Raw genomic sequence first — 13060 nt, forward strand, 5'->3', positions numbered from 1 at the left:
GAATATGTCAAAATTACGCTTATCAGTTATTTTATTTTTTTTATCCACTGTGCTTTTGAAGTTCTCTAGTATGTTTCGTGACTTAGTAATATCAGGCTTATACGGTGATTCATATAAAGCAGATGCATACTTTGCATCCATGACCATACCTAATGCTATTATCCTTTTTATGTTAACGGGAATGAAGGATGCCTTTCTCCCTAGTTATTACACCTATGAAAAACAGGGGAAAGGTTTATCCCATCTAACGAATATTGTCAAAGGTACTTTTATTTTCTCTATTGTAGTTGCCCTGACAGGAACAGTATTTTCCCCACTTTTAGTAAAATGGTTATATCCTGAATTTGGCAAATATCCAGATGGATCTAGCGTTGCAGTATGGACGAGCGCATTGTACTTTCTTTCCATTATCCTAGTAGGGGTCAATGCAGTTTATGAAGGATATTTTGACTCTAAACGAAAGTTTTCCTTTTCGACCTTTTCACAAACAATCGTTGTGCTAACTACGCTTGTGTTTGCTTTATTATTTCATCGCAAAATGAGTATTTATTCAGTTCCATTTGGATATTTTGTGGGTACTGTATTGTCATTTTTACTCAAGGTAATAGTCCTAACACCCAAAAAACTGATAATCTGGTCCCAAAGACCAGAATGGAAAGAAATAAATGCATTTTATCGTATTTTTTGGCCAGTAGGTGTTACCATCGCTGTTGGGCAAATCAATTTAACAGTGAATATGCTTTTTGCCTCAAGAATGGGGGAAGGGGTTGTTTCTAATCTGAATTATGCATTTAGACTTATCACGATTCCACAAGCCCTTTTTGGAGTAACGATTGCGACAATCATTTATCCCTTTTTGGCAAAAGCCATTTCATCTGGAGATATGAAGCTGTTTAATCAGGGAATTGAAAAAGGGCTTACGAATATGTTTTTATTAATTGCTCCTGCAGTAGCAGGGATGATGATACTAATCGAACCAATTGTCCGGATCGTGTATGAGCGGGGAGCGTTTACTGAACAAACGACCATTTTAACAAGTCATTATGCATTATTCTATATGGGCTCTGTATTATTTTATAGTATCCAAGCCGTCGTAGCTAAGGGTTTTTATACATTAGGAAAAGGCAGTAGCTTTATGAAGATTGGTTTATTCTCGATTCTACTGAATGTTATTTCTAACTATATTTTTTCTAAAGGGCTTGGACCTTCGGGACTTGCTTTATCTGCTTCCATAATCGGGATGGTTTATTCCATTCTAACTTTTACTACACTAAATAGAATTTCAGGAGGCTTTAATTTAAAGTTTCTTGCAAGTGAATATTTAAAAATATTGGCGGCGACTTTTGTCATGTCTGCTGTTTTAATTGGTATGAAAACAACGGACTATTTAAAAACGAGCAATGATTTAATAGTACTAACAATCTTGATTCCACTAGGGGCATTGTTATATGTTTTGGTTTTATGGTTGTGTAAAACCAAAACATTGTTTGGATTACTTCGGAATGAAAAAATGTTTTTGTTGAAAAAAAAATAAGAAACTGATGTCCAATGATCCTATTCAATTCCTATCCAATCATTTAAGTCTGAATGAAATTCATTCAGACTATATTTTTATGTTGATTTTTCTGGATTGCTAGCTATTTAGATTGATAATTTACGAAAGAAGAAATTTGTAGAAACCGATAGAAAAATGTAATTAAAAATAGATTTATAGAATGGTATAATGTAGAAATGAAGGAAATTGTGTAATAAAGTGGAGGTTAACAGATGAGAGGAAAACAGTTTAACATTTTATTCTTTTTTATTCTATTACTATTTATATTTCCAGCTAGCAGCTATGCTGAAAAGTTAATAGTAATCGATCCCGGACATGGTGGGAGATACTCTGGAACATGCGGTTACTCAGGAAGTAGTACCGGATTATGTGAAGAGAACGTAAACTTACTGGTTGGACTTAGGTTGAAAGAAGTTCTGAAAAATACGGATGTCAAAGTATTTATGACAAGAGACACTGACAGAGAGTTCAGCAGTATTAGTCAAAGTGCAGATCTTATTGAAAGAATGAGAGTAGCAAATGGAGCTGTTGCCAATAATAATGATAACAGTTTGTTCATTTCTATACATCAAAATGCAAGTCCAACTAGTCCTTATGTCAAAGGAACAGAAACGTATTATTATGATGGGGTCAACCATTATCAGCCTGATTATCCTCCAGACCCTATCCAGATGGGATATTTATCTGAAAGCAAAAGGTTAGCAGAAACCGTACATCCAAAGTTAATCAGCGGTCTAGGGGCAGTCAACCGAGGCATTGCTAATGATCAGAGTTTTTACGTTATCAGGAATGCAAAAATGCCTGCCATTCTTATTGAGTTAGGGTATTTGACTAATAGGGATGAAGAAGCAATGTTAAAATCAGCTGATTATCAACAAAGAGCAGCTCAGGCAATTGCTAATGCAGTTATCGAGTACTTCAAAGTGTTTGAAGTTCATGATGAGAATGGCAAAATTGTTAAGATGTTCAAAACGCAACAGGAAGCTATTAACTATGCTAATCAACTGAACTATACTGCCAAGGTTTTCGATAAGGATAAACAATCCTATACCTATACGAATAGTAAATATGAAGTATACCATCGGACAAATGGGCTTTTAAAATCTCTTCCTACTGAAGAGTCGGCCATTACATATGCACAAGGATTGCGGAATACGCGTGTGGTATCAATGGATACGGGGAAAACTGTTTGGTCAAATTATCTAATTAAAAAATATGATGTGTATGTAAATAATCAAGTTAGCGCTAGCTTCTATGATTATGATTCTGCCCTTTCTTACAGCCAAGGGAAATCAAGTGTCAAAATTGTGAATAATAAAACAAACGATGTTTTATGGACGAATATTCCAAATCTATCAGTTACAAGGGATGTAAATGTTTCTAGTATGACAGGACAAGATCGATTTGATACAGCTATTAAGGTTTCTAAGCAACTATATCCAAATGGATTTGCTCAGGATAAGCAAAATAAAGTAGTTATTTTAACCACTGGTTATCAATTTGCGGATGCATTATCAGCAGGTCCATTATCAACGTATTATGATAAGGCTCCGATTCTCCTAACACATGCTAATGCATTGGATGAAGCGGTTAAACAAGAATTAATTAGACTTGGTGCTTCAAAGGTAGTGATTATTGGTGGTGAGGTAGCAGTTGCTAAATCTATTGAAGACACACTAACAAGTATGACCTTTGAGGTTGAAAGAATTTCGGGTGCAACTCGCTATGAAACAAACTTAAAAATCCTTCAAAAAATTGGGAATGTGAATGGTCTATTTGTAGTCTATGGAGAAAACTTCCCAGATGCACTTACTGTAGCACCAATTGCGGCTAATAAAAATTGGGGTATTTTACTTGCACAAAAGGATAAAGTGACACCAGTCCAAAACTTAAACTTAGACAACAAAAATGTAGTGATTGCAGGTGGAGCTGATGTTATTTCTGAAACTGTAAAACAACAGATTCAATCCAATTACCCTGCTAGCAGTATAGTTCGATTATCAGGAGTCGATCGTTATGCAACAAATGCAGTCATTAATCTGTACTTTGAGGATAGTTTACACTCAGATAAAGTCAATTTAACGACTGGAAAAGACTTCCCAGATGCATTAGCTTCTGCTCCATTATCTATTGGAAGCAACACACCTTTAGTATTAATTGGAGATTATTTAAACAGAAATGTCGAGTCTCAACTGTTGGAATATGGAAGTGACAACGAGGTAAACGAATTGGAAGTGATTGGTGGAGTTGTAAACAATCAATCCTATCAATCTGTGAAGAATAGGTTAAAATAGTAAATGGATTATAAAGGACTCGATAATATTTATTTATCGAGCCTTTTTTTTAAAAAAGGCGGTTTTAAACATGAGAAAAGTTCTAGTATTTTTGTTTACTTTAATAATTGTTATTTCATTAGCTGGTTGTAAAGAAGAAAAAGTCGACAAAAAAACTAAAAATGAAAATACAACTAATAAATCATCAGAACAAGTTGATTCTAGCAAGACGCAAAAAGAGGAAGAACAGGCTGCTCCAAATAATCAGCAGGTTACAAACAATCAGGAAGCCGAGCAGGGTATCAACCTTATTGAATATAGACCTGAGGTAGGGAGTAAAAAAAGCTTTACTGAAAAGGGTCAACTGATCTTTACTGAAGAAGTTATTGCAGCCAATGATGAGTATGTCCAAATGCTTTTACAATTAGGGGATAATAAAACAACTCAGATTTATCGTTGGACGAAGGATGAGATAACGTTAATTTTTGAAGAGAATAATATGAAAAATCCACAAAAAAATATATTAAATGAGTTTGAACCGATCGAAAAGTTTGAAACACTATTAAATAATGATTCTAGTAAAGCAACAACCTGGAAATTACTTGAGAGTGATAGAACAGAAACAGTTCCTGCAGGAAATTTTAACCATGTTCTTGTTATTCAAAAAGTAACAAATGAGGTAGTAAATGAGGAAACAACCTACACAAGATACTATGCACCAAAACATGGGTTAATTAAGGAAGAGTTTAAGCAAAGTGGAGAAAATGGCTATACAGCCACATCAGAATTAGAAAAGATTGAATAAGAGATAAATAACATCATTTGGGAGTGATACCGGTTGGCTTTTAGAAAAATGATAGGTTTTGTAGTTTTATTCGTTTTTTGCCTCTTTCCAACACTTACTAATGCTGAAACACAAGATCAGGTGTCAGTTAAACTAAAGAATTATATAGGTAATAAAACCGAAATAACACTAGCGATTAAAGGAAAATACGTAACTAATAATTCTGTTGAATTGAGTGAAGGGAAAAATTATACGATTAAAGTAGAAAACAACACGACGTTAGCACTATACGAAGATAATGCAAAAAAAGGAACCTATCAAAATAGTTTTCAAATTTCCCCGGTTCAATACGGTCAAGCTAACTATGCTATCATTAACGGCCGAAATTATTTAGGTAACCTTCAATTTACCATTGAAGGTCAAGCCTATATTAGACCTATTAATACCCTTCAGCTCGAAGATTACCTTAAAGGAGTGGTCCCGGCCGAGATGCCAGCATCATGGTCAATTGAGGCATTGAAGGCGCAGGCTGTGGCTGCGAGAACGTATGTGAAATCTAAATTAGGAACAGTGATTGACGATACCATTTCTTATCAAGCCTATGCTGGTTATAATTGGGGGACTAGTCCTTATAATAATTCTAATTCAGCAGTAGACCAAACAGCAGGGAAAGTTTTAAGATACAATGGAAATTTGATTTCAGCGGTTTATACTTCAAGCAACGGTGGATTTATTGAATCGAATGCTAATTATTGGGGAACTTCTCAGGTTCCGTATTTAACAGCTAAAAGTGATCCTTATGATCCAAAAAACCCGTGGAAAATAGCATTGAATAAACAACAAATTAATACTTCACAATTGGATCTAATCCACCCCGAGCAATGGTGGAACAGTACTTCTGAATCACAGGCAAGTTCATCGGAATTTAAAGGTATCAAAAATTATGTATTAACTAAAAGTGGTGCAAGGGATATTAAAATAACCGATATTTCGAAGGTCGGTTTTCCTGATGAATTTACAAAAACTGCTACAGGAGCTCCGACTCCTTATCGAACAAAAGGAACACTTCATGTTGAATACTTTATGATCGATGGTGCAGGAAATTATGCAAGGACTTTACCAGGTGAGCTGCCTGATAACTATGCTACAACCATCGCTGGCGGTACGCGATATGATACAAGTGTCGAAATATCAAAAACAGGCTGGCAAGGAACGGCTGATACTGTTGTCCTTGGCCGTGGTGATGTTCATGTCGATGCAATTACTGGTGCTGTTTTAGCGAAAAAATATGATGCGCCGTTATTACTAACAACATCTGCAGCTATACCGGATGTCGTATTAAATCGAATAAAAGAATTAAACCCTAAGAAAATCTATTTATTAGGCGGAGAAGCGGCAATATCAAGTAGTGTTAAACAAATGTTGGAAAGTCTGGGGTATCAAGTTGAACGTGTAAATGGGCAAACTCGCTACGATACCTCAGTTGAAATCGCAAAGAAAGCAGTGCCATACTCAGAGGTCTTTATTACAAATGGGGCAGATACCTCGCCGGATGCCCTTTCCATTGCTTCTTATGCAGCGAGTAAGCAAATACCTATTATTCTAGCAAACACAAATTGGTTAAGCGATAGTGCAGTCCAATTATTAAAAGATAACCAGATTAATAAAGTTACTTTAATTGGCGGTACCTTTGCTCTGTCTCCGTATATCGAAAGCCAGATTAAAGCACTTGGTATTAACAATATTGAAAGAATAAGTGGGGACACAAGGTACGATACTAGTATTGCGATTGCGAAGAAATATTCTTTTGATTTAAATAAAGTATATTTCGCACAAGGAAGAGTCTTTATTGACGCTTTACCAGGGGCTGTTCTAGCTGCTTACCAAAACTCTCCGGTTATCTTAACTGAAAAGGACAGTTTTCCTACCGTTTCAAAGCAATGGATCCAATCCTTAGGGGTTAGACCTAGCATTGTCTATTTAGGCGGAGATGCTGCAATTTCTCAAAGTGCCCGCGATCAAATAAAAGGGGCGTTAATAGGGGACATTAAGAAATTCACTTTTGAATTAAATAATGAAAAAATAAGTGTTCTTAGGAGCATGATGGGCGTGGCAAGTTTCAAAAGCTATCTTATTACAAACGTAGAGGAAAATTCGTCACAATTTATTATTAATGGTCTTGGTTATGGCCATGGAGTAGGGATGAGTCAATATGGAGCTAAATCCATGGCAGAAAAGGGCTTTTCTTATGACAAAATACTAGATTTTTATTATTCTGGAACAAGCTTAACAAATTAGTAGAAAAGGGCGGGAATCATATTCCCTCCCTTTTTTTGGTTATTACTAATATAATTCTATTTAAAGTCATGGTATCCTTATAGTAGATTTATTTTGAAAGGAGATACACATGTTAAAAAAATTTCTTATTGGAATGACTACAGCGGTATTCTTTGGGTCCGTGGGAGCAAGCAGTAGTTTTGCAGATACCATGCTTACAGACAACAATCATCAAAACCCATCAGTTCAAGAGATTAATAAATTGCTAACGGATTCAGCTCTACGCCATAATATCCCTCCGGAAATCGTCAAAACTTTAGCCTTTCAAGAGAGTGGCTGGAAGCAGTTTAATGATAAGGGAGAACCATATAGTAATGAAAATGGTGATGGCGGAATTGGGATTATGCAAGTCACTAATAACCCAAACTTTAACCAAAATTTATTGGAAACCGATATCCAGTATAATATTGATGCAGGGCTGCAAATCCTTGATGATAAGTTTGCAGGGAAAGATGGGAAGCTTCCTATATTAAATAGTAATGAACGGGATATTCTCGAAAACTGGTATTTTGCTGTTCTTGCTTATAATGGAAAGGTCCCGAAAAACAGTCCGGTTATCCAGTCAGATGGAAGCCGAAACTTAGCAAGCTATCAAGAGAGATTATTTGAACAGTTGGATTCATTTTATCCGGGAATCGATATGTCGCCCATTCCATTTGATTTCAAAGTTAGTGATTTTACCTATACAGAAAATCCCTACCTATTATGGTTTAATCGTGATTCTTATCAGCTTCCTTATCGTTTGCTGCATACAACAAAACATTCATTTAAGAGCAATGATATCGTTCTGTCTGCAGCTGGTGCAAACATTAGAATAGGACCAGCAAAATCTTATGATCCTATCAAAAAGTTGGCATCTGGAAAAAAAGAAGCTGTGACCATCTTAGATTCATTTGTGTATGATGAGTCCTTCAAGTTTGATCCAAATATAAATATCCTTGATAAATTAAATGTCTGGTACAAGGTAAAGCTTCACGATGGAACGATTGGTTACACAGCAGCTAATGAATTGCAGCAGCTAGGAAAAAGACTTTCCGGCTCAACCCGGTTTGAAACGGCAACTGCCATTTCTCAGGAAGGTTGGCCTAGCGGTGCAGATACGGTTGTCTTGGCGAGAGGATATGATTTTCCCGATGCCCTTGCCGGTACAACACTTGCTTACCAGCTTGATGCCCCTATGCTGTTAACTCATGATATGTATTTAACGGATACGACTAAACAGGAGATTCTTCGCTTAAAAGCGAAAAAGGTTATTTTACTTGGAAGTACTGATGCCGTTAGTATAAATGTGGAAAATGAGTTAAATGGAATGGGATTAGAAGTGCAGCGTATTGGTGGAGTGAATCGATTTGATACCGCTGTTCAAATAGCAGATAATATGCCCAAAAAAGGAAATACGGCAGTTGTCGCATTTGGCTATAACTTTCCCGATGCTTTGACGATTGCACCTTATGCAGCAAAAATGGGCTATCCTATCTTCCTTTCAAGAACTGATAACCTTGAAGAGGAAACGAAGAATGCATTAAAAAACTTTGACCATACCATCGTAGTGGGCAGTGAGGATGTACTAAGCGAAAACATTACGAAGGAGTTAAAGGATCCTGTTCGATATGGAGGAGCAACCCGCTTTGAAACTAATTTTACTATTGTCAATAACCTTTTCAGTGGCGAAAATGGAAAGGCCTATATTGCACAAGGGTATGGGTTTGCTGATGCTTTAACAGGAGCGGTACTGGCAGCGAAGAATAATGCACCGCTCTTACTTAGCAATCCAAATGCACCAATACAAGTACCGGACTCAATCAAGAATGCACTCTTGACGAAAAAACTACATTCCTACAACTTGCTCGGGGGCAGTGACGTATTAGGCGTGGAAAACGAACTGGCTGACATTTATCAACAAGTACAGTACTAAGAACTATGTCCTAACATTTTCAAAGAACCGTACATGGGGCGGGCGTAAAATTATTCGTTTTACTTGTCAGATATTATCTAAAAGGTAAGGAGAAAGAAATGTGAGGAAAATAAAAAAACGGACGGCATGTTTAATTATTACAATATTAATCTATCAATATTTAATCCCTAATTATTTATTTCTCTTACAACCTTCAGATGCTAGTGCGGAAGAAATTGCTCCACATCTAACAGAAGTACCTGAAGGCTATATTGGAATTTATTCTATCTCAGATTTAAATAAAGTTCGTGAAAATCTTAGCGGAAAATATATATTGATGAATGATCTAAATCTTACTGGCCCTACCTCAGAGGGCGGAGAACTATACAACAATGGAACCGGATGGACTCCAATTGGTTCGAAAACGGCTCCGTTCACAGGAACCTTGGATGGAAATGGATTTAGAATTATTGGGCTACATATTAATATGGAAACTACTCAAAATGATTACGCAGGACTATTTGGTTATGCCAACAGTGCCCAAATACTAAATCTAGGTATGGATAGCAGTTCCATAAAAATAGATAATCAATCAACCGATTCGTCAACCTCCAATGCCTATGCAGGTGGAATCGTCGGATATGGGTATGACATTACCATCACAAATTCTTATAATACTGGATCCATCCAGGCTATATCATTATTTGAGAGCTATGCAGGCGGTTTAGTGGGAGAGGTGGAAACGAGTTATAATAAAACCTCTACGATTACAAATGCTTACAATAAAGGTGAAGTAAATGCCAAAACCTATACGGGGGGTATTGCTGGAAACGTAACCCGCACAAATATAACGCAAACCTATAATACGGGGAATATTAGCCCTGCAAGCAACGGTAGTAAATATGTTGGTGGAATTGTAGGATATGGTTATTACGCCACTATAACTGAAACTAGTAATAGCGGGCAGATCAATTATGGGACTTATGGCGGAGGAATAGCAGGATATCTTTCCTCTTCAAAAATAGATATCTCTGACAATACCGGTGACTTAAATAGCACCATAAATTTTTCCACTGGCGGAGGAATTGCAGGCTCCATTACTTCTACAACCATTAGTCATTCCAAAAACAAAGGGAAAATCAGCAGTTTACCAGATTATTCTAATGGTGGTGGAATTGTTGGAGCTGCGAAGGGAAACTCTTCAATCGTAAAATCATATAACCAAGGAGATGTAACAGTTGGCTCCTCTGGGGGAGGAATTACCGGTGAAATGTATAATTCGATTGTCGTACAAGCCTACAATTCTGGAAATATAAAGGGATTTTATACAGGAGGAATTAACGGTTATGCATCTAGTACGACCATAAAGGAAAGTTATAATATCGGAATGATTAATGCGAAATGTTATTCCGGTGGTATTGCTGGAGATGTAACAACCTCAACAATACAAAATAGTTATAATGTAGGGAGGGTAAGTACCTCATACTGGAATTGTTCTAATGGAGCTATTGCAGGTGAATTTGAAGGAAACCTTTTGAACAACTACTTTTTGGATAATATGTCCAATGGTGTTGGAACAGGGAGTGCCGAGGGAACTTTTAAAAAGACTCTTGAAGAAATGAAATCTCCTTCGACGTTTAGTGGGTTTGATTTTACAACTATTTGGACAACAGGACAAAACTCACAATACCATTTCCCAGAGCTTGCTGGGATGGAACTTGCAGGTCTCGAAAGTGTCGTAAAAATTGAAATGAAATCCTTACCGGAAAAATTAAATTATATTCAAGGTGAAGATCTAGATTTAACAGGTGCATCCATCACTGCTTTTTCAAATTTCGGGAATACCTTTGATAAGAATGTGACCATGCAAATGGTTGACTCCTATTATAAAAATGAAGCCCGTACCCAACAGCCAAGAGTTACATATGAGGGGCTTTCGGTCTATTTTACTGTAACTGTCGAAAAAGATGTAACACCGCCAGCTATACCAGTTGTGAAACCGGTGACAGACCAGTCAACAAACGTGCAAGGTGAAGCGGAACCTGGATCTAAGATTACCGTTAAAAATGCCTATGGAAAAACCATCGGTACAGGAACAACAGTCGTAGATGGGACATTCGATGTATTGATTCCAGTGCAAAAACGACAAAGTTTGCTCTTGGTAACAGCAACGGATCAATTTGGCAATCAAAGTGGTGCAGCTGAAGTAGGGGTAATGGATGTCACTCCTCCAGCAAAACCGATTGTTAATCAAGTGACTGACCAATCAACTAGCATTACAGGAACAGCAGAAGAAACGACAATCGTTCACGCACAGGTCGGAAATGATGAATGGTCCAACATATCCTATGATGGTACATTTGAGATCAATATTCCGAAGCTAAAAGGCGGAACCATTATTGATGTATGGGTAAGTGATTTCTCCGGAAACGTCGGCGAAATCACGAAAGTAACAGTTGTAGACGAAACGGCACCATCAGTTCCAGAAGTGCACGAGATGACCGATTTTGATACAACACTAACAGGAAGTGCAGAACCTGAATCTACGGTTGTGGCAAGGGTGGACGGAAACGAACTTAGCCGTGCTACAGCTGGTTCAAATGGAGATTTTTCGATTCCTTTAGAAAAACAAGCAGCAGGAACTACCATTGAAGTAATCGCAATCGATGCCGTTGGTAACAAAAGTGTCCCAGCTTATATCCAAGTCAGCGATCTAAAGCCAGCGCTTAAAAAATTGGTTGGGGAGAATCGCTATTCGACAGCGGTAGAAATCTCGAAACTTGGTTGGTCTAAAGCTGACACTGTCTTTTTAGTGAATGGATGGGCAATTGCTGACGGGTTAACGGCTACACCATTAGCCTCAGCAAATGACGCACCGATTTTGTTGACAACAAAGGAGTCAATTCCTGATGAAACATTTAAGGAAATCCAGCGCCTTGACGTGAAAACAGTCGTTCTCATCGGGGGAACTAGCGTAATCTCTGATTCTATTAAGGACAGTTTTGAAGCAAGTGGAATAATGGTATCACGGATTGGCGGTGAAAATAGGTATGAAACGTCACTAATGATTGCTCAAGAGTTAGATAAAGTTTCTGAGGTGAACACCGTATATATGGCTTATGGATATGGCGAGCCGGATGCACTATCGATTGCCGCCCAATCCGGAAAATCGAAGCAGCCCATTATCCTAACCGAGAAACAGGCCGTGCCGACGAAAACAATTGATTGGTTAAAAGATGAGGGTTTACAAACTGCCTATTTTATTGGCGGCACTACCGTGATTGCCCCTGCAATTATAAATCAAATGAATCAAATAACTGCTCAAAATGTATTAAATAATCGATTAAGCGGGGATAACCGTCTGCAGACCAACGCAAAAGTGATTGAGACCTTTTACCCGCAATCGACCATGTCGACGATTATGGCTGCAAATTCCGACACGACTAAATTAGTTGATGCCTTATCTGCCGGACCATTAGCAGCAAAATATAACGTTCCAGTGTTATTAGTATCAAATTATGGATTAGACAGTGCACAAATAGGTGCCTTAGAATCAAAGAAAACCACCAATGTACATCAAATCGGCGGCGGAATTGAATCATCCGTGCTAAATCAATTAGTAGAGTTAATGAATTAGTTTCTTATGAAAAATGCCTCAAGTTGAAAAAACAACTTGAGGCATTTTTCTTTTTGCCTGATACTATTGAATAATAAATTCCTTTGTAAGACATAAAAATAGTGTGGTAGAGTAAAACCCTACATTGATCCTCTAAAGTCTACATAGGGATTCTTTTGTTTAATTTTATTAAATACAATTCTTCTAATGTGATCTTTTTAAAAAAACCATATGGTATCTCACCCAGAATTTCTTTCTCCAGTGGAATCGGTAAAGACAATGAAAATTAATAATTCCATCACTTCCGATGGCAGTTTCTACTTTTTTCTTTCTTAAGGAATCAATCTCCTGGAACTGGAATTTGATTGGTTTCTTAAAAAAAGTACGATACTCTAACCGATTATTGGTAATAACAACACGTTCATAAAAAAAATACGCAGATATAGCAAACAAAATGATAAAGGGAATAATAGCTGTAAAGAATACTGTTTTGATTGAAGGATTTTGATAATTAAATATAATCGTATTGAGTAAAATAATCATAATTCCACCAATAAACATTGGTAGGTTAAATCTAATTAAAGTCATATTAGCACTCCTT

The 13060-nt window shown here is 37.0% G+C and carries 7 protein-coding genes; 6 read left to right on the top strand and 1 reads right to left on the bottom strand.

Annotation, left to right across the window (positions count from 1 at the left end):
• Positions 1 to 4: 4 nt before the first annotated feature.
• The 6 genes from murJ (at position 5) to AA0X95_RS06850 (ending at position 12480) form a co-directional block, all read left to right on the top strand.
• On the top strand, positions 5 to 1534 hold the full coding sequence (gene murJ / locus AA0X95_RS06825) for a murein biosynthesis integral membrane protein MurJ (RefSeq protein WP_413306992.1): 1530 nt from the start codon (positions 5 to 7) through the stop codon (positions 1532 to 1534).
• 233 nt (positions 1535 to 1767) lie between these two features.
• A complete protein-coding gene (locus tag AA0X95_RS06830; protein ID WP_413306994.1) occupies positions 1768 to 3849 on the top strand; it encodes a cell wall-binding repeat-containing protein in 2082 nt (693 codons plus the stop codon).
• A 70-nt stretch (positions 3850 to 3919) separates the two neighbouring features.
• Positions 3920 to 4633 carry a hypothetical protein gene (locus tag AA0X95_RS06835; protein WP_413306997.1) on the top strand — a complete coding sequence of 238 codons (714 nt, stop codon included), beginning with the start codon at positions 3920 to 3922 and terminating at the stop codon, positions 4631 to 4633.
• Positions 4634 to 4666: 33 nt separating this feature from the next.
• On the top strand, positions 4667 to 6910 hold the full coding sequence (locus tag AA0X95_RS06840; protein WP_413307000.1) for a SpoIID/LytB domain-containing protein: 2244 nt from the start codon (positions 4667 to 4669) through the stop codon (positions 6908 to 6910).
• A 109-nt stretch (positions 6911 to 7019) separates the two neighbouring features.
• The gene (locus tag AA0X95_RS06845; protein ID WP_413307003.1) at positions 7020 to 8864 is read left to right on the top strand and encodes a cell wall-binding repeat-containing protein; all 1845 of its coding nucleotides are present in this window, start codon (positions 7020 to 7022) and stop codon (positions 8862 to 8864) included.
• Between the two features lie 100 nt (positions 8865 to 8964).
• Entirely contained in the window at positions 8965 to 12480 is a 3516-nt protein-coding gene (locus AA0X95_RS06850) for a cell wall-binding repeat-containing protein (protein WP_413307005.1), read from the top strand.
• Between the two features lie 183 nt (positions 12481 to 12663).
• Here the strand turns inward: AA0X95_RS06850 and AA0X95_RS06855 are convergent, their stop codons facing one another.
• Positions 12664 to 13047 (bottom strand): hypothetical protein, encoded by a 384-nt coding sequence (locus AA0X95_RS06855; RefSeq protein ID WP_413307007.1) that lies wholly within the window; start codon positions 13045 to 13047, stop codon positions 12664 to 12666.
• Positions 13048 to 13060: the final 13 nt, after the last annotated feature.

Source organism: Neobacillus phoenicis (genome assembly GCF_047302305.1).
Taxonomy (GTDB): domain Bacteria; phylum Bacillota; class Bacilli; order Bacillales; family Cytobacillaceae; genus Neobacillus.